Origin of the sequence: Streptomyces sp. NPDC057694 (assembly GCF_042799415.1) — a bacterium.
Classification (GTDB): Bacteria; Actinomycetota; Actinomycetes; order Streptomycetales; family Streptomycetaceae; genus Streptomyces.
The window spans coordinates 356643-377714 of record NZ_JBHVIX010000003.1; the positions used below are offsets into that span (position 1 = coordinate 356643).

The 21072-nt window shown below is 71.7% G+C and carries 19 protein-coding genes; 15 read left to right on the top strand and 4 right to left on the bottom strand.

Annotated elements, in window-relative coordinates; all coding sequences use genetic code 11:
* Positions 1-52 precede the first annotated feature (52 nt).
* Complete coding sequence (gene sucC / locus ACFVDP_RS11445; RefSeq protein ID WP_383486905.1) at positions 53-1231, top strand: ADP-forming succinate--CoA ligase subunit beta; 1179 nt, start codon at positions 53-55, stop codon at positions 1229-1231.
* A gap of 21 nt (positions 1232-1252) precedes the next feature.
* Positions 1253-2134, top strand: a complete 882-nt coding sequence (sucD, locus tag ACFVDP_RS11450) for a succinate--CoA ligase subunit alpha (protein ID WP_383486908.1) — start codon at positions 1253-1255, stop codon at positions 2132-2134.
* A gap of 97 nt (positions 2135-2231) precedes the next feature.
* Here the strand turns inward: sucD and ACFVDP_RS11455 are convergent, their stop codons facing one another.
* Entirely contained in the window at positions 2232-3449 is a 1218-nt protein-coding gene (locus ACFVDP_RS11455; RefSeq protein WP_383486910.1) for a sigma factor-like helix-turn-helix DNA-binding protein, read from the bottom strand.
* Between the two features lie 122 nt (positions 3450-3571).
* Here ACFVDP_RS11455 and ACFVDP_RS11460 point away from each other — a divergent pair, with 122 nt between their 5' ends.
* Positions 3572-5077: a DUF6350 family protein gene (locus ACFVDP_RS11460; RefSeq protein WP_383487341.1), complete on the top strand. Its 1506-nt coding sequence runs from the start codon at positions 3572-3574 to the stop codon at positions 5075-5077.
* Here ACFVDP_RS11460 and ACFVDP_RS11465 read toward each other — a convergent pair.
* Positions 5074-5865 carry a hypothetical protein gene (locus ACFVDP_RS11465; protein WP_383486913.1) on the bottom strand — a complete coding sequence of 264 codons (792 nt, stop codon included), beginning with the start codon at positions 5863-5865 and terminating at the stop codon, positions 5074-5076. The genes ACFVDP_RS11460 and ACFVDP_RS11465 overlap by 4 nt on opposite strands.
* 306 nt (positions 5866-6171) lie before the next feature.
* Between ACFVDP_RS11465 and purN the strand changes: the two genes are divergently transcribed.
* Together purN and purH are read left to right on the top strand one after the other, a co-directional pair.
* Positions 6172-6792, top strand: a complete 621-nt coding sequence (gene purN, locus ACFVDP_RS11470; RefSeq protein WP_383486916.1) for a phosphoribosylglycinamide formyltransferase — start codon at positions 6172-6174, stop codon at positions 6790-6792.
* Positions 6789-8351 (top strand): bifunctional phosphoribosylaminoimidazolecarboxamide formyltransferase/IMP cyclohydrolase, encoded by a 1563-nt coding sequence (purH, locus tag ACFVDP_RS11475; protein WP_383486919.1) that lies wholly within the window; start codon positions 6789-6791, stop codon positions 8349-8351. The genes purN and purH overlap by 4 nt, the downstream gene beginning before the upstream one ends.
* Before the next feature lie 85 nt (positions 8352-8436).
* On the opposite strand, the gene ACFVDP_RS11480 is transcribed toward purH, so the two are convergent.
* Positions 8437-9093, bottom strand: coding sequence for an RDD family protein (locus ACFVDP_RS11480; protein ID WP_383486922.1), 657 nt, complete (start codon positions 9091-9093; stop codon positions 8437-8439).
* Between the two features lie 224 nt (positions 9094-9317).
* On the opposite strand from ACFVDP_RS11480, the gene ACFVDP_RS11485 reads away from it, so the two are divergent.
* The 8 genes from ACFVDP_RS11485 (at position 9318) to ACFVDP_RS11520 (ending at position 16916) form a co-directional block, all read left to right on the top strand.
* Positions 9318-10181 (top strand): bifunctional methylenetetrahydrofolate dehydrogenase/methenyltetrahydrofolate cyclohydrolase, encoded by an 864-nt coding sequence (locus ACFVDP_RS11485; protein WP_383486924.1) that lies wholly within the window; start codon positions 9318-9320, stop codon positions 10179-10181.
* Positions 10171-10677, top strand: coding sequence for a DUF3017 domain-containing protein (locus ACFVDP_RS11490; RefSeq protein ID WP_383486927.1), 507 nt, complete (start codon positions 10171-10173; stop codon positions 10675-10677). The genes ACFVDP_RS11485 and ACFVDP_RS11490 overlap by 11 nt, the downstream gene beginning before the upstream one ends.
* A gap of 319 nt (positions 10678-10996) precedes the next feature.
* The gene (locus tag ACFVDP_RS11495) at positions 10997-12019 is read left to right on the top strand and encodes a DUF2690 domain-containing protein (protein WP_383486929.1); all 1023 of its coding nucleotides are present in this window, start codon (positions 10997-10999) and stop codon (positions 12017-12019) included.
* 288 nt (positions 12020-12307) lie between these two features.
* Positions 12308-13300 carry a malate dehydrogenase gene (locus tag ACFVDP_RS11500; RefSeq protein ID WP_383486932.1) on the top strand — a complete coding sequence of 331 codons (993 nt, stop codon included), beginning with the start codon at positions 12308-12310 and terminating at the stop codon, positions 13298-13300.
* A 284-nt stretch (positions 13301-13584) separates the two neighbouring features.
* A complete protein-coding gene (locus ACFVDP_RS11505) occupies positions 13585-15354 on the top strand; it encodes a hypothetical protein (RefSeq protein WP_383486934.1) in 1770 nt (589 codons plus the stop codon).
* Positions 15341-15703, top strand: coding sequence for a hypothetical protein (locus ACFVDP_RS11510; RefSeq protein WP_383486936.1), 363 nt, complete (start codon positions 15341-15343; stop codon positions 15701-15703). The genes ACFVDP_RS11505 and ACFVDP_RS11510 overlap by 14 nt, the downstream gene beginning before the upstream one ends.
* Entirely contained in the window at positions 15700-16533 is an 834-nt protein-coding gene (locus tag ACFVDP_RS11515; RefSeq protein WP_383486939.1) for a hypothetical protein, read from the top strand. Before ACFVDP_RS11510 ends, ACFVDP_RS11515 begins: the two co-directional genes overlap by 4 nt.
* A 38-nt stretch (positions 16534-16571) precedes the next feature.
* A complete protein-coding gene (locus ACFVDP_RS11520; protein WP_383486942.1) occupies positions 16572-16916 on the top strand; it encodes a hypothetical protein in 345 nt (114 codons plus the stop codon).
* A gap of 325 nt (positions 16917-17241) precedes the next feature.
* On the opposite strand, the gene ACFVDP_RS11525 is transcribed toward ACFVDP_RS11520, so the two are convergent.
* Complete coding sequence (locus ACFVDP_RS11525; RefSeq protein ID WP_383486944.1) at positions 17242-18711, bottom strand: MDR family MFS transporter; 1470 nt, start codon at positions 18709-18711, stop codon at positions 17242-17244.
* 83 nt (positions 18712-18794) lie between these two features.
* Here ACFVDP_RS11525 and ACFVDP_RS11530 point away from each other — a divergent pair, with 83 nt between their 5' ends.
* Together ACFVDP_RS11530 and ACFVDP_RS11535 are read left to right on the top strand one after the other, a co-directional pair.
* Positions 18795-19367 carry a TetR/AcrR family transcriptional regulator gene (locus ACFVDP_RS11530; protein WP_383486947.1) on the top strand — a complete coding sequence of 191 codons (573 nt, stop codon included), beginning with the start codon at positions 18795-18797 and terminating at the stop codon, positions 19365-19367.
* 136 nt (positions 19368-19503) lie between these two features.
* Positions 19504-21006 (top strand): aldehyde dehydrogenase family protein, encoded by a 1503-nt coding sequence (locus tag ACFVDP_RS11535; protein ID WP_383486950.1) that lies wholly within the window; start codon positions 19504-19506, stop codon positions 21004-21006.
* The last annotated feature ends 66 nt before the right edge of the window (positions 21007-21072 follow it).

A 21072-nucleotide genomic window follows, 5' to 3' on the forward strand; every position in this document is an offset into this window, starting at 1 on the left:
CCCACGCAGACAGCAACGCAAAACCGCGAATCACTGATAGGGACGGACGCGCGTGGACCTGTTCGAGTACCAGGCGAGGGACCTCTTCGCCAAGCACGGTGTACCGGTGCTGGCCGGTGAAGTCATCGACACGCCTGAGGCAGCCCGCGAGGCGACCGAGCGGCTGGGCGGCAAGTCCGTCGTCAAGGCGCAGGTCAAGGTCGGCGGCCGCGGCAAGGCCGGCGGCGTGAAGCTGGCCGGCGACGCCGACGAGGCCGTGGCCCGTGCCACCGACATCCTCGGCATGGACATCAAGGGCCACACGGTCCACAAGGTGATGATCGCCGAGCTGTCCCCGGAGATCGAGGCGGAGTACTACGTCTCGTACCTCCTGGACCGCACCAACCGCACCTTCCTGGCCATGGCCTCGGTGCAGGGCGGCATGGACATCGAGGAGGTCGCGGAGAAGACCCCCGAGGCCCTCGCGAAGGTCCCGGTCAACGCCGTCGACGGTGTGGACATCGCCAAGGCCCGCGAGATCGTGGCCCAGGCGAAGTTCCCGGCCGACGTGGCCGAGGGCGTCGCCGAGGCCATGGTCACCCTGTGGGACACCTTCGTCGCCGAGGACGCGCTCCTCGTCGAGGTGAACCCGCTGGTCAAGACCAAGGACGGCCGCATCCTGGCCCTGGACGGCAAGGTCTCGCTCGACGAGAACGCAGACTTCCGCCAGGCCGACCACGAGGCTCTCGAGGACAAGGCCGCAGCCAACCCGCTCGAGGCTGCCGCCAAGGCCAAGGGCCTCAACTACGTCAAGCTCGACGGCGAGGTCGGCATCATCGGCAACGGTGCCGGTCTGGTCATGTCGACCCTGGACGTCGTCGCGTACGCCGGTGAGAACCACGGCGGCGTGAAGCCGGCCAACTTCCTCGACATCGGCGGTGGCGCCTCCGCCGCCGTCATGGCGAACGGCCTGGAGATCATCCTCGGCGACCCGGACGTCAAGTCCGTGTTCGTCAACGTCTTCGGCGGCATCACCGCGTGCGACGAGGTCGCCAACGGCATCGTCCAGGCGCTCGCGCTCCTCGAGGAGAAGGGCGAGAAGGTCGAGAAGCCCCTCGTCGTCCGCCTCGACGGCAACAACGCCGAGCTGGGTCGCAAGATCCTCTCCGACGCCAACCACCCGCTGGTGCAGCGCGTGGACACCATGGACGGCGCGGCCGACAAGGCCGCCGAGCTCGCGGCCGCGAAGTAAGGGACGAGGGACAGAACAGCCATGGCTATCTTCCTCAACAAGGACAGCAAGGTCATCGTCCAGGGCATGACCGGTGCCACGGGCATGAAGCACACCAAGCTCATGCTGGCCGACGGCACCAACATCGTCGGCGGCGTGAACCCGCGCAAGGCCGGCACGACCGTCGACTTCGACGGCACCGAGGTCCCGGTCTTCGGCTCGGTCGCCGAGGCGATCGAGAAGACGGGCGCCAACGTGTCGGTGCTCTTCGTCCCGCCGGCCTTCTCCAAGGCCGCCGTGGTCGAGGCGATCGACGCCGAGATCCCCCTCGCCGTCGTCATCACCGAGGGCATCGCCGTCCACGACTCCGCCGCCTTCTGGGCGTACGCGCAGTCGAAGGGCAACAAGACCCGCATCATCGGCCCGAACTGCCCCGGTCTCATCACCCCGGGCCAGTCGAACGCCGGCATCATCCCGGGCGACATCACGAAGCCGGGCCGCATCGGCCTGGTCTCGAAGTCCGGCACGCTGACGTACCAGATGATGTACGAGCTCCGTGACATCGGCTTCTCGTCGGCCGTCGGCATCGGTGGCGACCCGGTCATCGGCACCACGCACATCGACGCCCTCGAGGCGTTCGAGGCGGACCCCGACACCGACCTGATCGTCATGATCGGTGAGATCGGCGGCGACGCCGAGGAGCGTGCGGCGGACTACATCGCCAAGCACGTCACCAAGCCGGTCGTCGGCTACGTCGCGGGCTTCACCGCCCCCGAGGGCAAGACCATGGGCCACGCGGGCGCCATCGTCTCCGGTTCGTCGGGCACCGCCCAGGCGAAGAAGGAGGCCCTGGAGGCCGCCGGCGTCAAGGTCGGCAAGACGCCGACCGAGACCGCCAAGCTGGCGCGCGAGCTGCTCAGCTGAAGCAGTCCACGTACGACTGAAGCAATTCTCGTACGTAGCTGAAGAGGGCCCGCACCGAGCACGGTGCGGGCCCTCTTCGCGTACGCACAGCCAGCCCTTACTCGGCCACCGGCGCCAGCCGCTCGGGGCCGCCGCCCAGCCGCTTCCGCAGCGCCTCGCGCAGCGCGATGTCCTCGTCGGTGAGATGGCCGGGGCCGGTCAGCGGCGGCACACCGCTGATGGGCGCCCCGGGCGCGGGCGTCGGGTCGTAGTGCGTGGGCGCCACCCGCAGCGTCAGCACCGTCATGCCCACGATCAGGGCGGTGACGGCGACCGCGGTCCTGGTCCAGAAGCGGACCCGTTTCTCGCCGGCGCCCCGCACCAGCGTCGACCCCGGCGCGTCGAGCTTCTCCGCGCCCGCGAGTTCGGTCAGCCGCCGGTGCAGCTGCTCGGGCACGGCGAGGTCGGGCAGTTGTTCGGCGACGGCCTCGCGGGCGTGCAGGATGCGGTTCGCGGCGGCCGGGGTGCTGGCCTCCGTCTCGGCCGCGGTCTCCGGCAGGTCGAGGCCCACACCGTCGTAGAGCAGCAGCGTGCGCCGGTAGGCGGGCGGCAGGCTCTGGAGCACGTCCATGAGCTTGCGGTCGTCCGCGTCGGCGGGCGGCGCGTCCGGCTGGCGGTGCGCCGGGCGCAGCCGGTGCCACGGCGACATCGCGTACTCGTAGGCCGCGGCCCGCACCCAGCTCACCGGATCCGGGTCGACCGCCACCTCCGGCCAGCGCGCCCAGGCCAGCTGGAACGCCCGCTCGACGGACTCACGGGCCAGCGTGCGGCGGCCCGTGAGCAGGTACGTCTGGCGTACGAGGTGGGGGGCGCTGTGCGCGTAGAGGGCGTCGAAGGCCTCGGTGGCGCTCCGCGGCCGCTCCCGGCCCGGCCCGCCGTCCGACTCGCCGTCCGGCCCGTCACCGGTCGCCTGATCCCGGGGCGCCTCCTGTACGGCGACCGAGGCGGCCGGAGCGGTCCCCGAGGCCCGTGAGGCCCGCGCTTCAGCCTTCGTACGGGCATCCGCTTTCGTCGGCGCATCAGGCTTCGTGCGGGCGGCGGCGCCCGCCGCGTCGGCCGTCCCGGTCTTCTCCGACCGCCCCAGTTCCGCCAGCAGCCGGGCGTACGCCTCCCGCTTGCGGCCTCTCGGGGCCGTCCGGCCGGTCTCCCAGGAGCGGACGGTCTCGCGGGTCACACCGATGCGCTCGGCGATCTGGGTCTGTGTCAACGACCTCGCCACGCGAAGCCTGCGGCGCTCGGTGGGCGTCGGCAGTGGGGTCGCAGGGCTCTGCGTCATAGGGAACTCCACACACCCTTTCGCGCGAAAAAGTACATAAGCGTATCTTCAGCGACACATCCGCAGTTCGCCTGTTACGCCGGGAAAGCGCGTGTCGTTGGGAGCATGGGCCGGTGACCCAGATGACCGGCCGTGGACTGTCGTTGCCCCTGCTCCTGAACCGGGCGCGGGAACGGGCGCCGGGCCCGGCCGCCGGGGCCCTCGGCGGGGCCGTGGCGGCCGGGCTCGGGCTCGGGGTGTGCGCCGTTGTGGTGATGGTGCTGTGGATCAGCTCGCCGTACCCGGACAGCGGACCCGGCGCCGCGCTGCACACCGCCGCCGCGCTGTGGCTGATCGCGCACGGCGCCGAGATCGTCCGCACGGACACCCTGTCGGGTGCGCCCGCCCCGATGGGGCTCACCCCGCTGCTGCTGCTCGCCCTGCCCGCGTGGCTGGTGCACCGGGCCGCGCGCGACGCGGCCGAGGACGCGGAAGACACGGCGGGCGCGGAGGGGATCGGCGTCTGGGGCGGCGCCGTCTTCGGATATCTGCTGGTGGGAACCGCTGCCGCCGCCTACGCGGGGGGCGGCGAGATGCGGCCGTCCTGGGTGAGCTGCGGGGCGCATCTGGCGCTGGTCGCGGCGGTCGCGGCCGGGAGCGGGGTGTGGACCGCGCACGGACGGCCGCGCGGACCGCTGCCGGGGGCGCTGCGGCGCTGCGCGGACGTCCTGCCGAAGGTCTTCGTGACGGAGGTGCTGCCGGTCGCCGCGCGGGCGGCCGCCGCGGGGCTCCTGGTGCTCGTCGCGGGCGGTGCGCTGGTGATGGCCGTGGGGCTGGTGTGGCACGGAGGGGATGTGCGGGAGTCGTTCGTCCGGGTGACGGCGGCGTGGTCGGGGCGGTTCGCGGTGCTGCTGCTCTGCGTCGCGCTGGTGCCGAACGCCGTGCTGTGGGGCGCCGCGTACGCGCTCGGCCCGGGGGTGCTGCTCGGCGCCGGGCAGACGGTGGGCCCGCTGGGCAGCTCCGGCAGCGCGCTGCTGCCCGCCTTCCCGCTGCTCGCGGCGGTGCCGCCGGCCGGGCCCGGCTCGCCGTTCACCTGGGCGGTGGCGCTGGTGCCGGTGACGGCGGCGGCGACCGTGGCGTGGTTCGTCACGGGTGCGGGGGAGGCGGCCGGGTGGACGCGCGGCCGGGTCGCCCACGCGGTGGTGGCGGCGGCCGGGGTGTGCGGGGCGGCGATGGCGTGCCTGGCGGTGGCGTCGGGCGGGGCGCTCGGGACGGCGGCGCTCTCCGCCTTCGGCCCGGTGGGCTGGCTGACCGGCACGGCCACGGCGGGCTGGGTCGTGGCGGTGGGCCTTCCGGTGGCGCTGACCGTGCGCTGGTGGCGGGGCCGGGACGAGGGGGCCGGGCCGCGGGCGTCGGCCTGGCCGGCCTCCCTGGTGACCCGGCGCCGCCGCGACGACGCCGCGGAGCCCGCCCCTGTACCTCGACCCGCGCCGGTGCAGGTGCCCGACGCCGGTGCCGAGGCCGGGTTCGAACCCTTCGACCACTACTTCGACGAGACGTCCCGGGGCGAGCGCTGGGCCTTCTTGCGGGACGCGTCGGAGGACCCCGGCCCGGGCGCGGAGCCCGAGCCCCCGAAGGAGGCCGGCTAGTCCGAGCCGAGGAGCGGTCGGAGTCCCTTCGGCAGGAGGTCGTCGCAGGACTTCTGCGCCTGGTTCGTCAGGGCGTCCGTGCGGCACTCGTAGAAGTCGCTGTAGACCATCCTGGCCGTGAACACCGACGCCACGAGCGCCAGCGCGAGACCGCCCGTGACCAGGCCGCTGACCGCGGCCGTCGTCTGCGGGCGGGTGCTGTCGGGCGCGGCCGCCGGGGCGGGCTTGTCCGGGTCCGGGGTGCGCGGCTTGGCGCGCAGGGAGCTGATGCCCCAGTACAGGGCGAGCGCGCCGAGCAGCAGCGCCACGTACGGCCAGTTGAACAGGGCGAAGAAGAAGCCCCACATGCCGGAGAGCAGGGCGTAGCGCGCACGGCGCTGGGCCGGGTCCGTCGGGTCCCAGCGCATGCCGCCGCCGGGTCCGGGGCCGGGGCCCTGTCCCTCGGGTCCGCCCTGGCCGCCTCCCGAACCGGGACGGTCGCCGAAGCGGCCGCCCTGGGCGCGGCCCGGCTGGCGGTCGCTCCACTGGCTGCCCCACGCGGAGCGGCCACCGCCGCCGCCCTCGGGAGAGTCGGAGCCCTCCGGACGACGCGGCTGCCACGGGCGGTCCGGAGCGTCCTCGGGCGGCGGCGCGAACGGGTTGTCGGCCTTGGGCGCGTCCGTCCCCTTGGAACCCTGGGGCTCCTGGGACCCCTCGGCCTCCTTGGACGGCGACGGCGGCGTGGGTCGGCCTTCGCGCAGCAGGACGGCGCCGACGGGCAGCGTGTGGCGAAGGCTTCGGTCCGGCATCAGGTGTGCGTCTTCCCCTAGGTCGTCGGCCACAGGCCGCGGGTGCGGCTTGGTCCGTTCTTTACATCTCTTTACGTCAACGTTCCGTGACCGCCCGGCGTTCCGTCGTGAGCGCAGGTCTTGGTGAATCTTCCCGACCGCTGACGCTACCCCCCGTGCTCGCCCCCGTCCCGTGGGGGCCGTCGGACGTGCCGGTATCGTTGCTGGCGGTCGGCCGCTTCGTATGGTTCCCCGTATCGGGGACACCAAAGCTTTCGTACGACCGTACAAAGACACGCAGGATGTTCTCCCAGAAAGGGCCCCGCCGTGGCCAAGGCCAAGCGCCTCGTCGTGCTGGTCTCCGGATCAGGTACGAATCTGCAGGCACTGCTCGACGCCGTCGCGGCGCAGGGAGTGGAGGCCTACGGCGCGGAGATCGTCGCCGTCGGGGCCGACCGCGAGGGCATCGCGGGTCTGGAGCGTGCCGAGCGCGCCGGTCTGCCCACCTTCGTCTGCCGGGTCAAGGACCACGCCTCGCGCGAGGAGTGGGACCGGGCGCTCGCCGAGGCGACGGCCCGCTTCGAGCCGGACCTGGTGGTCTCGGCGGGCTTCATGAAGATCGTGGGCAAGGAGTTCCTGGCCCACTTCGGCGGGCGGTTCGTGAACACGCACCCGGCCCTGCTGCCCAGCTTTCCCGGTGCGCACGGCGTGCGCGACGCTCTCGCGTACGGCGCCAGGGTCACCGGATGCACCGTCCACTTCGTCGACGACGGCGTCGACACCGGGCCGATCATCGCTCAGGGCGTGGTCGAGATCCGTGATGAGGACGACGAGAGCGCTCTGCACGAGCGCATCAAGGAAGTCGAGCGCACGCTGCTCGTCGATGTCGTGGGGCGTCTGGCCCGTAACGGCTTCAGCATTGAGGGACGAAAGGTAGTTATCCCGTGACCGCCGAGAGCAACAAGCGGCCCATCCGCCGGGCGCTGGTCAGCGTCTACGACAAGACCGGTCTGGAGGAGCTGGCGCGCGGGCTCCACGAGGCGGGCGTCGAGCTGGTCTCCACCGGCTCCACCGCCGGGAAGATCGCCGGTGCCGGGGTGCCGGTCACCAAGGTCGAGGAGCTCACAGGTTTCCCGGAGTGCCTCGACGGCCGGGTGAAGACCCTGCACCCGAAGGTCCACGCCGGCATCCTCGCCGACCTGCGCCTGGAGGACCACCAGAAGCAGCTCGCCGACCTCGGGGTGAAGCCGTTCGACCTCGTGATCGTGAACCTGTACCCGTTCAAGGAGACCGTCGCCTCCGGCGCCACTCCCGACGAGTGCGTGGAGCAGATCGACATCGGCGGCCCGTCCATGGTGCGCGCCGCCGCCAAGAACCACCCGTCGGTCGCCGTGGTCGTGAACCCGGCCGCGTACGGGGACGTGCTGAAGGCCGTCGGGGACGGCGGGTTCGACCTGACCGCCCGTAAGCGCCTGGCCGCCGAGGCGTTCCAGCACACCGCCGCGTACGACGTGGCCGTGGCCTCCTGGTTCGCCGCCGACTACGCGGCGGCCGACGACAGCGGTCACCCCGACTTCCTCGGTGCCACCTACGAGCGCAAGAACGTGCTGCGCTACGGCGAGAACCCGCACCAGGGCGCCGCCCTCTACGTCGACGGCACGGGCGGCCTCGCCGAGGCGGAGCAGCTGCACGGCAAGGAGATGTCGTACAACAACTTCACGGACACGGACGCCGCGCGCCGTGCCGCGTACGACCACGAGGACCCCTGCGTCGCGATCATCAAGCACGCGAACCCGTGCGGCATCGCCGTGTCCGGGAACGTCGCGGAGGCGCACCGCAAGGCTCACGCGTGTGACCCGGTCTCGGCGTACGGCGGCGTCATCGCCGTGAACCGCCCGGTCACCAAGGAGATGGCGGAGCAGGTCGCCGACATCTTCACCGAGGTCATCGTCGCGCCCGACTACGAGGACGGCGCCCTCGAAGCCCTCACCAAGAAGAAGAACATCCGCGTGCTGCGCGCCCCGAACGGCCCGGCCGCGAAGGTTGAGACGAAGCAGATCGACGGCGGCGCCCTCCTCCAGGTCACCGACCGCCTCCAGGCAGACGGCGACAACCCGGCCACCTGGACCCTCGCCACCGGCGACGCGCTGTCCCAGGGCGAGCTGGACGAGCTGGCGTTCGCCTGGAAGGCGTGCCGGGCCGTGAAGTCCAACGCGATCCTGCTCGCCAAGGACGGCGCCTCGGTCGGCGTCGGCATGGGCCAGGTCAACCGGGTCGACTCCTGCAAGCTCGCCGTCGAGCGGGCGGGCGAGGAGCGGGCGCGCGGCGCGTACGCCGCCTCGGACGCGTTCTTCCCGTTCCCCGACGGGCCGCAGATCCTGATCGACGCCGGCGTGCGGGCGATCGTGCAGCCGGGCGGCTCGATCCGTGACGAGCAGGTCGTCGAGGCCGCCAAGAAGGCGGGCGTCACGATGTACTTCACCGGGACGCGGCACTTCTTCCACTGATCCCGTCGGCTTCACCGACGTCAGCGCTGCGCGCGAGGGCCCGCCGGTCACCGACCGGCGGGCCCTCGCGGTGCGCGGACGTCCGTCAGCCCTTGATGACCAGGGTCGAGCAGATCTTGTCGGCGAACGTCTGCTTCTTGGCGTCCCACAGCGGCCACAGGTAGCCGATGTAGCAGGCCATGCCGTCGACGATGTGGCACAGCTTGCGGCCGAAGGCCAGACCGAAGCCGATGGGCTGGCCGTCGATCTCGCGCAGCGTGCGGATGCCGACGGCCTTCTTGCCGATGGTCTGGCCGGTCTTGCCCTCCAGGTAGACCTGGTAGAAGCCCATGCCGATCGCGTAGAGCACGGCCACGAGGATGGCGACGACGGCACCGGAGGCCGGGCTCTCCCCGGGGTCGAGCGGGGCGAGGAAGATGGCGAACACCAGCAGGTAGGGGATGCCGATGAGCAGACCGTCGAGCAGGTAGGAGGCCACCCGCAGGCCCCAGTGGGCCAGTTGCGGGCCGCCCGGCTGACCGGGACCGACACCGTAGCCGCCCTGCTGCGGGTACCCGCCGTACGGCTGGCCCGGCTGCTGCGGGTAGCCGTATCCCTGCGGAGGAACGCCCTGCGGCGCCTGCGGGTAGCCGTAGCCCGGCTGTCCCTGCGGCGGGCCCTGGGGCTGTCCCTGGGGCTGGCCGTAGGGGTTGCCCTGCTGCGGTTGCTGTCCGTAGGGGTTGTTCGGGTCGCCGTAGCTCATGGCGGAATCCTTCGATGGTGCCGATGGGGACGAGACCGGGGCATCGAAGGAGGGCGAGCGCACTACGATCGACCGCCCCATGGACGACCGCCCCCCTGCCGCTGCCTGCGGCGCTCTGCGCCGTTCATGGTTCTGGGCCGTGCACCGCTCTGTCCAGCCAGGGTGACGACTGTTGTGCAAGTGCAACTTGGGTGAATGACGGCCGCCCTGAAAGAATGGACGGCATGACCGCCCAGATTCTCGATGGCAAGGCCACCGCAGCCGCGATCAAGTCCGATCTGACCGCCCGCGTGGCGGCCCTGAAGGAGAAGGGGGTCACGCCGGGTCTCGGCACCGTCCTCGTCGGGGAGGATCCCGGCAGCCAGAAGTACGTCGCGGGCAAGCACCGCGACTGCGCGCAGGTCGGCATCGCCTCCATCCAGCGTGAACTGCCCGCCACGGCCACGCAGGAGGAGATCGAGGCCGTCGTCCGCGAGTTGAACGAGGACCCGGCCTGCACCGGCTACATCGTCCAGCTGCCGCTGCCCAAGGGCATCGACGAGAACCGCATTCTCGAACTGATGGACCCCGACAAGGACGCCGACGGCCTGCACCCCATGAACCTGGGGCGACTGGTGCTCAACGAGCCGGCGCCGCTGCCCTGCACCCCGTTCGGCATCATCACGCTGCTGCGCAGGCACGGCGTCGAGATCAAGGGCGCGGAGGTCGTGGTCGTCGGCCGCGGCGTCACCATCGGCCGCCCGATGCCGCTGCTGCTCACCCGCAAGTCGGAGAACGCGACGGTGACCCAGTGCCACACCGGCACCCGTGACCTCGCCTCCCACCTCAAGCGCGCCGACATCATCGTGGCCGCGGCCGGTGTCCCGCACCTGATCAAGCCCGAGGACGTCAAGCCCGGCGCCGCCGTGCTCGACGTCGGTGTCTCGCGCGACGCGAGCGGCAAGATCGTCGGCGATGTCCACCCCGGTGTCGCCGAGGTCGCCGGCTGGATCTCCCCGAACCCGGGCGGCGTCGGCCCGATGACCCGCGCCCAGCTGCTGGTGAACGTGGTGGAGGCCGCAGAACGGAACGCCGACGGTGTCCGCTGAGGCCTCCGGGGGCACGCCGGGAAGCGCCGCGCGGGACGCGTCCCCGGGCACGTCCGGTGACGCCTCCGAAGGCGCCTCCGGGTCCGTCTCCGACGAGCGCGGCAAGAAGCGCGGCACGCGCCGGTTCCCCCTGTGGACCCGCGACACCGCGCGCCCCGAGGGCGGCGGCCGCGCCGCCCCCGGTGACGCCCCGGCGCCCGCCCGCCAGTGGCCGCTGATCTCCGTCCTCGCGGTGACCGGACTCGGCCTGCTGCTCACGGCGTTCGACGTGTTCCGGGTCGGCACGATGCTCGTGGGCCTGGCCCTGCTCGGCGGTGCCGTGCTGCGCTGGGTGCTGCCGAGCGTCGGCATGCTCGCCGTGCGCTCCCGCTTCACGGACATGGTCACGTACGGCATCCTCGGCCTGGCCATCGTGCTGCTCGCGATGATGGCGCAGCCCCATCCCTGGCTGCGGATCCCGTTCCTCCAGGACACCCTGCACTTCACCGTGCGGTGACCGTGGGGCTCCTGAGCCGGAGCCCCGCCGTCCTTGTGTGGGGATGTCCGGGTAACTTGCGGGATTATTCGTACGTGGGTGGACAACACACCTAGCCTGGGCAATCGGGACGCTCCCGGAGAAGTGAGGGCGTCCCGGGCCCGGCGGTGTGCGAGGGGGCACACCCTGGTGTCGAATGTTGTCGAATGCCTCCATGCGCCCCCGTCCGGGGAACTGACATCCTGGCTACTCGCATCCCATTGGGTAGCCAGTGGGAGGTCGACGCGCAGGGTGGCGCGGGGAATTTTCTGGCACGTATGGGGGGAATAGGGGGAAGGCAATGCCTCGTTGGAGGGCGCTACCGGACGAACTCGACCCGCAGGTCAAGGAGTTCGCCAGCCAGTTGCGCCGGCTGGTGGACCGCAGCGGGCTCGGGATCGCCGCGTTGGCGGACCGCACCGGGTACAGCAAGACCTCGTGGGAGCGTTATCTGAACGGACGGCTGCTCGCGCCCAAGGGCGCGATCGTCGCGCTCGCCGAGGTGACCGGCACCAATCCCGTCCACCTGAACACGATGTGGGAGCTCGCGGAGCGCGCCTGGAGCCGTTCCGAGATGCGCCACGACATGACCATGGAGGCGATACGGATATCCCAGGCGCGCGCCGCGCTCGGGGAGTTCGGGTCGCCGGCCGCCCAGACGAAGAACAGCGCGGGCAGGAACGGCAGCGTGACGGCTCCCCGGGCCACCGGGGTGGCGGAGCCCGCCGCGGCCGCGGCCTCGCCGGTCGTGCCGCAGCAGGCCCAGGCGCCGGTCCAGGACCAGTTCGGGCCGCCGCCGGTGGTGTCGCAGGGTCCGCGGAGCAGTGCTGAGCCGGGTGGCAGACGGCGCCTGTTCATGTTCCTCGCGGGTGTCGTCGGCGCCGCCCTCGTCGTCCTCATCGCCTACGTCCTGACCAGCGGCGGCGATGACAAGGGGACCGAGGCCGGGCCGTCGAAGTCGCCGACCACCAGCGCCCCCCAGCTGCCCGCGGGTGTGCAGTGCGTGGGCGACGGCTGCACCGGCAAGGACCCCGAGGCCATGGGCTGCGGCGGCGATCTGGCCGACAGCCCGGTGCGGACCGCGCTCGGCACGGCCAATGTCGAGGTCCGCTACAGCAAGACGTGCAAAGCGGCCTGGGCGCGGATCCAGTCCGCGGTGCCCGGCGACAGCGTGACGCTGTCCGTGGGGGCCAAGACGTCGAAGAAGGGCCTGGTCGGTGACGCGGACACGGACGCGTACACCCCGATGATCGCGGTCGGCTCGGCCGCCGAGGCGAAGGCCTGCGGGACGCTGGTGGCGGGCCAGAAGGGCTGCACCCCGTAGCGCCGACACGGCGTGCGGACAGGAACAGGCATGGGGGAGCGCCTTCGGGGAAGGCGGGTCAGTACCCCCACGGGATGGCCACACGGTGGCACCCTCGGCGGCCGCCGACCCCTTCTCTCCCGGGGCGGCGGCCGCCGCCGTGTCAGGGCGGCCCGCCCGTGATTCCGCTCTGTGGGCTGAGCCACACGGACCCGGGGGTCGCGTCCGGCCGAGAGGCGATAGCCTGACGAGCGGATCTCTTGGTATCAAGAGATCGATCAAAAGCCTCGCTGTCATACGGAGAACGCCATGACCCGCACTCCCGTGAACGTCACCGTCACCGGCGCCGCCGGCCAGATCGGCTACGCACTGCTCTTCCGCATCGCCTCCGGCCAGCTGCTCGGCGCGGACGTGCCGGTCAAGCTGCGCCTCCTGGAGATCACCCCGGCGCTCAAGGCCGCCGAGGGCACCGCGATGGAGCTCGACGACTGCGCGTTCCCGCTCCTTCAGGGCATCGACATCACCGACGACCCGAACGTCGCCTTCGACGGTACGAACGTCGGTCTGCTCGTCGGCGCCCGCCCGCGCACCAAGGGCATGGAGCGCGGTGACCTCCTGGAGGCCAACGGCGGCATCTTCAAGCCCCAGGGCAAGGCCATCAACGACAACGCCGCGGACGACGTCAAGATCCTCGTCGTCGGCAACCCGGCGAACACCAACGCCCTCATCGCCCAGGCCGCCGCGCCGGACGTACCGGCCGAGCGCTTCACCGCCATGACGCGCCTCGACCACAACCGCGCGCTGACCCAGCTGGCGAAGAAGACGGGCTCGACCGTCGCCGACATCCAGCGTCTGACGATCTGGGGCAACCACTCGGCCACCCAGTACCCGGACATCTTCCAGGCGTCCGTCGCGGGCAAGCCGGCCATCGAGGCCATCGGCAACGACGAGAAGTGGCTCGCCGAGGACTTCATCCCGACCGTCGCCAAGCGTGGCGCCGCGATCATCGAGGCCCGTGGCGCGTCCTCGGCCGCCTCGGCCGCCAACGCCGCCATCGACCACGTGTACACGTGGGTCAACGGCACGGCCGAGGGCGACTGGACCTCCATGGGCATCCCGTCGGACGGCTCCTACGGCGTCCCGGAGGGCCTGATCTCCTCGTTCCCCGTCACCACCAAGGACGGCAAGTACGAGATCGTCCAGGGTCTGGAGATCAACGAGTTCTCGCGTACGCGCATCGATGCCTCTGTGGCGGAGCTGACCGAGGAGCGCGAGGCCGTGCGCGGGCTCGGCCTCATCTAGGGTTCCCTCCCTTCTGCTTTCACCGCCCGTGGTGGGTCGTTCTCGACTCGCCGCGGGCGTTTGTGTTGTGTGGGCGGGTGCGGCCTCGTCGTGGCTGGTCGCGCCCCGCGGCGGAGCCGCAGATCGACACAGCCCCGCGCCCCTGAAGCGGGCTTCGCCCGCCCAGGGGCAGTATCCGTTTCCGCCTCGACACCCTGGCGCCCTATGCTGCTTCCCTCGTAACTTCCGTACCAGTGACGGCAGTTCGAACATGCGGGATCGATGGGAACATTCGGGGGAGTGGCGTGAGTACCGCCTATGTACCGCAGCAGTCGGCAGCACCTGACACCGGCGGCGGGGTGGGGCCGCTGCCGTCGGCGAAGCCGCCGTACGCCAGTGAGGCCACCCGGCTGCTGAGCGCCGGCGCCTATCTCGACCAGGACTACCGCGACCGGGTCATCGAACAGCTGCATCTGCACGAGCAGCGCATCGCGGCCCCGTCGCTCGGCTTCGACGCGGCCCGGATCCTGGCGCACGCGCTGCGCGCCCGGCGCATCGAAGTGGCGTGGGCCTCGGCCGTGCTCGGCCTGCTGGTGGTGGGGCTGCCGCTCACCGGCTACTGGATCCTCACGTTCCTGCTGCCGTCCGCGCTGCTCGCCATCGGCGTCTGGGTCCGCGGTCCCGAGCAGCGGCCGCCGGTCTACCGCCGGTTCTTCGCCTGGTACCTGCGCTGGTGGGGGCGGTGGCTGCTGGCCGTCCTGCTGATCGCCACCGTGGTCATGGCCACCGACGGCGGCAGCGACGACGGCGGCGAGAGCTTCTCCTACGAGATCCGGTCGAGCCTGCACGACGGCCTGCCCGACTTCTTGAGCTGGCTGGTCCCCACGGGCACGGCCTCCGGTTCCGGCGACACCCTGCACGGCTGCCTCACGCTGCTCCTGTTCGTCCTCCTCGCGGTGTGCGCGGGCGCCCAGCGCGGTCAGCTCGGCCGCGTGCTCGGCACCGACCTGTCCGAGGCGCGGTTCGCGAACGCCGCCACCGACCCGGCGGAGAGCGCCGAGGGAGCCCGCTTCCAGCGGGTGATGCGGCGGATCAGGACCGAGCAGCACGCGCCGCTGATCATGTACCACGCTGTCCGGCCGTTCTGCGGCGCGGGCGATCCGGTCGACACCTGGACCCTCGCCGTCGAGCTGCGCCCCGACCCGTCCAAGGAGCGGCAGCCGCTCAACAACCGGGGCATCCTGGAGAAGATCCGGCCGCGGCTCGAACAGCTGCGGCTGCCCGCCGAGTCGGCCGGGGCCACCGGCCGCGACCGGCTGCGCTGGCTGGAGATCGACGAGTGCGTGTTCCTGCCCGCCGAGGGCCTCGAACGGCGGGAGGACGCCCCGTACCGTCCCGAGGAGTTCGAGAAGCACCGGGAGCGGTCCGTCGAGGAGGGTGCCGAGAAGCGGCGGCACTTCCTGCGGATCCGGGTCGGCGGCTGGGAGGAGGAGCTGGTCGTCACCGTCTTCGTCCGGGTCCACACCCAGGGCCGGATGCTGATGCTGGAGATCGCGCCGCACGTCCTCGCCCCGGTCCGCGAACCGTTCCGCGACGCGGACCGCACCGCCCACCAGTTCCGCCACAACAGCCCGCTCGGCAAAGCCGTTTGGGCCGTCGCGCGGGTCCCGGGATCCCCTGCCCGCTCCGCCGTCACCGTCGGCCGCTGGATCGGCTACGGCTGGCAGGTGCTCACCGGCGGACACAGCGGCGCGCTGCCGGACGGCCCCGCCCTGTCGGTGCGGGAGCTGGGCTCGGAGGGGCCCGGTTCGCTCTTCCAGCAGATGGACGTGGAGCGCTACCTCAAGTCGGTCCAGGACCGCATCGCGGGCGGGGTGCGCCAGGCGCTCGCCGAATCCGGTTACCAGACCGGCGAGTTCGTCCAGAAGATCGTGAACATCAGCAGCGGCGGCGTGAACATCGACCGGGTCGAGGACTCCACCTTCGCCGTCGGCAGCCACGCCAGCGCGACGTCGGAGAAGAAGGCCGACGACGCCCAGCCCCAGAAGGGATCCGACGACCATGACGGCGAATGACGAGCCCTCGGTCCGCATCGGCGACGTCCACGGCAGCACCTTCGCCATCGGCAGCCATGCCCGCGCGGAGAGCCACACGCACGGCTCCCCGCAGCGCGACGAGACGATGCGCGAACTGCTCGAAGCGGTACGCGAATTGCGCGCCGACCTGACCCGGCTGCGCGACGACGGGCAACTGCGCGCCCTCGACGCCGAACTCGCCGAGACGGAGGGCGAACTGGCGCGCACCGGCAGCGCGCCCGCGACCCGTCTCGAGCGGCTGCGCGCGCTGCTCGGCGACTCCCAGGCGGTCCTGTCGCTGTTCACCTCGGCGGGCACGGTGGCCGCCATGCTGGGGAACCTGAGATGAGCGGGCGGCACTGGAACGAGGAGAACCAGCGCTGGGAGGAGACGGGTTCGGGCCCCGCGACGATGTCGTCGCCGCCCCCGCCGCGGCCGGACTTCGCGCCCCCGCCGACGTCCTGGCCCGAACCGGAGCTGACCGGCCCGGCCGCCCCGCCGACCGGCCGGAACCGGCGCTACGCGCTCGTGCTGGTCGGCGCGGCCGTGCTCGGCGCCGCCGTCGCGACGACGGTGACGCTGGTCGGCCGTGGAGACGATCCCGGCCCGGACCCGAAGCCGACCCGTGCCGCGGCCGCGACCTCCACCCCCACGACCAGTCCTCCTGGCCCTACGGCCTCAGCCACCCCCTCAACCACCTCTTCAACCACCGGTGAACTCCCCTCCGGGTACCGGGAGGTGACGGACGAGACCGGTTTCACGCTCGCGGTTCCCGACGACTGGAACCGCACCGAGAGCAAGCAGGGCGTGTTCTACAAGTCCTCCGACAAGACCTCGCTCATCCAGGTCTTCACCATCGAGGAGCCGGACACCACACCGCTCGCCTCGCTCAGCACCGCGTCCGAGACCCTCTCGACGGCCAATCCCGGCTACGAGGAGGTCTCGCTGGAGGAGACGACGGCTCCCGACGGGGCCTCGGAGGCCGTCACCGACGACGCGGCCGAACTCGTCTACGCGTACGACAGCGAGGAGTTGGGTGCCCGCAGGAAGGTGGTCGACTTCTCGTTCACCGCGCAGGACGGCACGCAGTACGCGGTGCTCGTCGCGGGCCCGGACACCGACTGGCCCGCGCAGCGCGACCGGCTGACCACGGTGCTGTCCCGCTTCAGCCCCGCGTAGCTGTTTTCGGCGGACCGGGTCTCGTGCATCATCGGGGAATGATCTTCAAGTCGAAACCGAAGCCCGAGCTGGGTGTCGTCGTCCTGCGGGACGCCGACCGCATCGCCGAGGCCCTGGCGGCGGCGCTCGCGCAGGCGAGCGACGTCGAGCGGCCCGGTCTTGAGCGGGCCGTTGCGCTGGTCGCTGAGACGGAGCGGGTGAGCGAGGCCGAGTTGCGGGGGCGGTGGGTGTGGGAGCGGTTGGCTGCCGCCGGGTACGAGGGGCCTGCGGACTCGGTCCGGGCGATCAAGGTCCTCCGGCAGGCCGAGCCGTCGCTCACGTTGGCCACGGCGGTGCGGCTCGCCAAGGACGCGGCCCAGTACGCCGCGCCGGGCGCGCCCTAACAGCCCCCCGAGCCCATGGCCGTGCGCTCGTCTGCGACCCGGTGACCGCTTCTCGCGTGTCGGTCGGGTGCGGCTCTCGTCGTGGCTGGTCGCGCAGTTCCCCGCGCCCCTGAGGCTGCGCTTCGCGCGCCTCTCCTGAGGGACGGGGGCGCGCCTCCGATGGAGATAGCGCACGAAGTGCGCATCTCCAGGGGCGCGGGGAACTGCGCGAGAAGCGGCCACCGGCCCGCAGGTCGCAACGAAACCCCGTGGGGCAGACGCGGATCTTTGAGGGGCGCGGGGAACTGCGCGACCAGCCCCCACCGGCCGTCAGCCGACCAACAAATCAGGGGCGCGGGGAACTGCGCACAGGGCTCGGAGCCGTCGTGGGAGCGGGGACGCGGCTTGGTCCCCTGAGTGGGACCTCCCTTACTGCCAGCGCCGCGATCAGCGCGAGTGCCGAGACGACGGACGCCAGCAAGAAGATCTGATGGGTGCCCGAGGCCACCGAGGCCGGCGTGGTGCCCTGAGCTGTCGCACGGTTGAAGAGCATCCCGAACGCGGCAAGCCCCACGGAGGCCCCCAGCGTGCGGAACAGGTTGGTGCCGGACGACGCGACCCCCAGGTCCTTCAGCTCCACGCTGTTCTGCGCGATGGTCGTCGTCATCTGCGTGAAGAACCCCATACCGGTACCGGTGATCACCATGTACACGGCAGCCGTCACGGCCGAGGTGCCCTGATCCATGGTGGACAGGAGCGCGGTGCCCAGCACCAGGAACACCCCGCCGAGCACCGGGAAGATCTTGTAGCGCCCCGTCCGCGACATGACCCGCCCGCCGATCTGCGACACGACCACGACGGGCGCCATCAGTGGAACGAGCAGCAGCCCCGAGTCCGTCACGGACGTGTGCTGCACTGTCTGCTGGAACAGCGGCAGGTAGAGCGCGGCGCCGAACATGACGACGCCCAGGGCGAACATCATCACCGAGGCGAGCCCGAAGTTGCGGTGCGCGAACACCCGTAGCGGAAGCACCGGCTCGGCCGCCCGGCGCTGGACGGCAAGGAACGCGGCGAGCCCGGCGACGGCGACCGCCAGCAGACCGGTGACCTGCCAGGAGGCCCACGGGTACTGCACGCCGCCCCAGGACGTGGCGAGCACGACGGAGCTGATGGTGAGGGTGAGCAGGGCGATACCGGCCCAGTCGATACGGACCTTGGCGCGGTCGGCCGGACGGTCGGCGGGCAGCATCAGCACGCACCAGGTCAGTGCGACGAGCCCCAGCGGAAGGTTGAGGTAGAAGGCCCAGCGCCACCCCAGGTGACCGGTGACGAGTCCGCCGACGAGCGGCCCGCCGATGGTGCCCAGCGCCATCACGGCGGCGGTCATGCCCTGGTAGCGGCCGCGCTCGCGGGGCGGCACGAGGGACCCGATCAGCGCGAACGCGAGCCCGCCGAGCCCGCCGGCGCCCAGCCCCTGCACGACCCGGAAACCGATGAGCTGGCCCATGTCCTGGGCGGCGCCCGACAGCACGGAACCGGCGAGGAAGACGCCGATCGAGATCAGGAAGACGCGTTTGCGGCTGTAGAGGTCGCCGAGCTTGCCCCACACGGGGGTCGAGACGGCGGTGGTCAGGGTGTAGGCGATCACGACCCACGACAGGTGGGACGCGCCGCCGAGGTCCCGGACGATCGTCGGCATCGAGGTGCCGACGATGTTGTTGTCGAGCATCGACAGGAGCATCGCGAGCATCACGCCGAGCATCGCCCAGCGCACGGAACGTGGGGTCGTCGGGGACCCGGAGACGGAATCAGGCATGCTTCGAGAAAAGCACACTCGTTAAATAAGTGCAACGGATCAACTTTTGGAACAGGGCAACCTTGACGGGGTAGGGTGGGTCCATGACCGTCGAACCCCTGGGCCGCCGCGAACGCAAGAAGGCCGCCACCCGCCAGGCCCTCGCCGACGCCGCGCTGCGGCTCTTCCTGGAGCACGGGTACGACAACGTCGGGATCCGGGACGTCGCGGAGGCCGCCGACGTCTCCACGACCACCCTGTTCAAGCACTTCTCCGGCAAGGAAGCCCTCGTCTTCGACCTCGACGAGGGTCAGGAGGAGGACCTCGTCTCGGCGGTCCGGGACCGCCCCGAGGGCCGTACGATCCTCCGGTCGCTGCGCGAACTCGCGCACCGCTACCAGGAGTTGGACCCCTCCGACAAGGAGGGTGCGCTCTTCCGCGAGCTGGTCGACGGCACCCGGGCGCTGCGCGAGTACGCCGAGCGGATGTGGCTGCGGCACCGCACCGCGCTGGCCCGCGCCATTGCCGAGGACATCGGCGCGCCCGAGGGCGATCCGGCCAGTGAGGCGCTCGCCGCCTTCGCGCTCCAGGCGATCCGGGTGGGCGACAGCGCCGAGGGCATCGACGTCGCCTTCGACATCCTGGAGCGCGGCTGGGACGCCACCCGCGCCGCGTGACACAGCGCACTTCTCCATGCCGTTCACGCATGTTCTCCGTACCCCCGGGCAGGGGCCATCGACGTCACCCCTGAACACGCCGACCGGCGGTTCTCGGTGCACGGGGGCAGCTCATGAACGGAAGGCGAAACAGGACGTGTCAGCACAACAGACCATCCATGTCGACGGCGAATGGCGCGGTGCCGCCTCAGGGGCGAGCCGCGAGATCGTCGACCCGGCGGACGCCACACCGTTCGCCGTGATCGCCGAGGGCGGCGCCGAGGACGCGGACGCCGCGATCGCCGCCGCCCGCCGCGCCTTCGACGAGGGGCCGTGGCCGCACACGCCCGTCGCCGAGCGCGCCGCGCTGCTGCGCCGGGTCGCCGACCTCCTCGTACGGGACCGGGAGAAGATCGGCCTCCTGGAGAGCCGGGACGCCGGGAAGACCGTCGAGGAGGGCCGCGTCGACGTCGACTGCGTCGCCGACGCCTTCCGCTACTTCGCCGATCTGGTCGTGGGGGAGGGCGCGGGCCGCGTCGTCGACGCCGGGTCCGACGACATCCACAGCGTCGTCGTGCACGAGCCCGTCGGCGTCTGCACGATGATCACGCCCTGGAACTACCCGCTCCTCCAGGCGAGCTGGAAGGTCGCCCCGGCGCTCGCCGCGGGCAACACCTTCGTCATCAAGCCGAGCGAGATCACCCCGCTGACCACGGTCGTGCTCGTCGAGCTGCTGGTGGAGGCCGGACTTCCGGCCGGTGTCGCCAACCTCGTCACGGGGCCCGGGAGTTCGGTCGGGGCGCGCCTCGCCGATCACCCCGACGTCGACCTCGTCTCCTTCACCGGCGGCCTGGTCAGCGGCACGAAGGTGGCGCAGGCCGCCGCCGCGTCCGTGAAGAAGGTCGCCCTCGAACTCGGCGGCAAGAACCCCAACGTCGTCTTCGCCGACGCCTGCGAGACCGAGGACGGCTTCGACACGGCCGTCGACCAGGCGCTGAACGCCGCGTTCATCCACAGCGGGCAGGTCTGCTCCGCCGGTTCCCGGCTCATCATCGAGGAGTCGGTGCGCGAGCGCTTCGTCGCCGAACTCGCCCGGCGCGCCGAGCGGATCCGGCTCGGCCGGGGCACCGAGAAGGGCGTCGAGTGCGGGCCGCTCGTCAGCGAGCAGCAGCGCGAGAAGACCGAGTCCTTCGTGGCCTCCGCGCTCGCCGAGGGCGCCGTGCCGCGGTGCGGCGGCAAGCGGCCCGAGCCCAGCGACGTACGCCCGGCCGGCGGTTACTTCTACGAGCCGACCGTCCTCGACCAGTGCCACCGTGAGATGCGCGTCGTGCGCGAGGAGACCTTCGGGCCGATCCTCACCGTCGAGACGTTCCGCACCGAGGACGAGGCCGTCGCGCTCGCCAACGACACCGAGTACGGGCTCGCGGGCGCCGTCTGGACCGCCGACGCGGGCCGCGCACGGCGGGTTGCCGGACGCCTTCGCCACGGCACCGTCTGGATCAACGACTTCCACCCGTACCTGCCGCAGGCCGAGTGGGGCGGCTTCGGCAAGAGCGGCGTCGGCCGCGAGCTGGGCCCCGCCGGGCTCGCCGAGTACCGCGAGACCAAGCACATCTACCAGAACCTGGCTCCGACGCCGGTCCGCTGGTTCGCGGGCTGACCCGCCCCGGTCGTCGTTCGTCTGCGGCACCGTCGTGGCTGGTCGCGCAGTTCCCCGCGCCCCTGA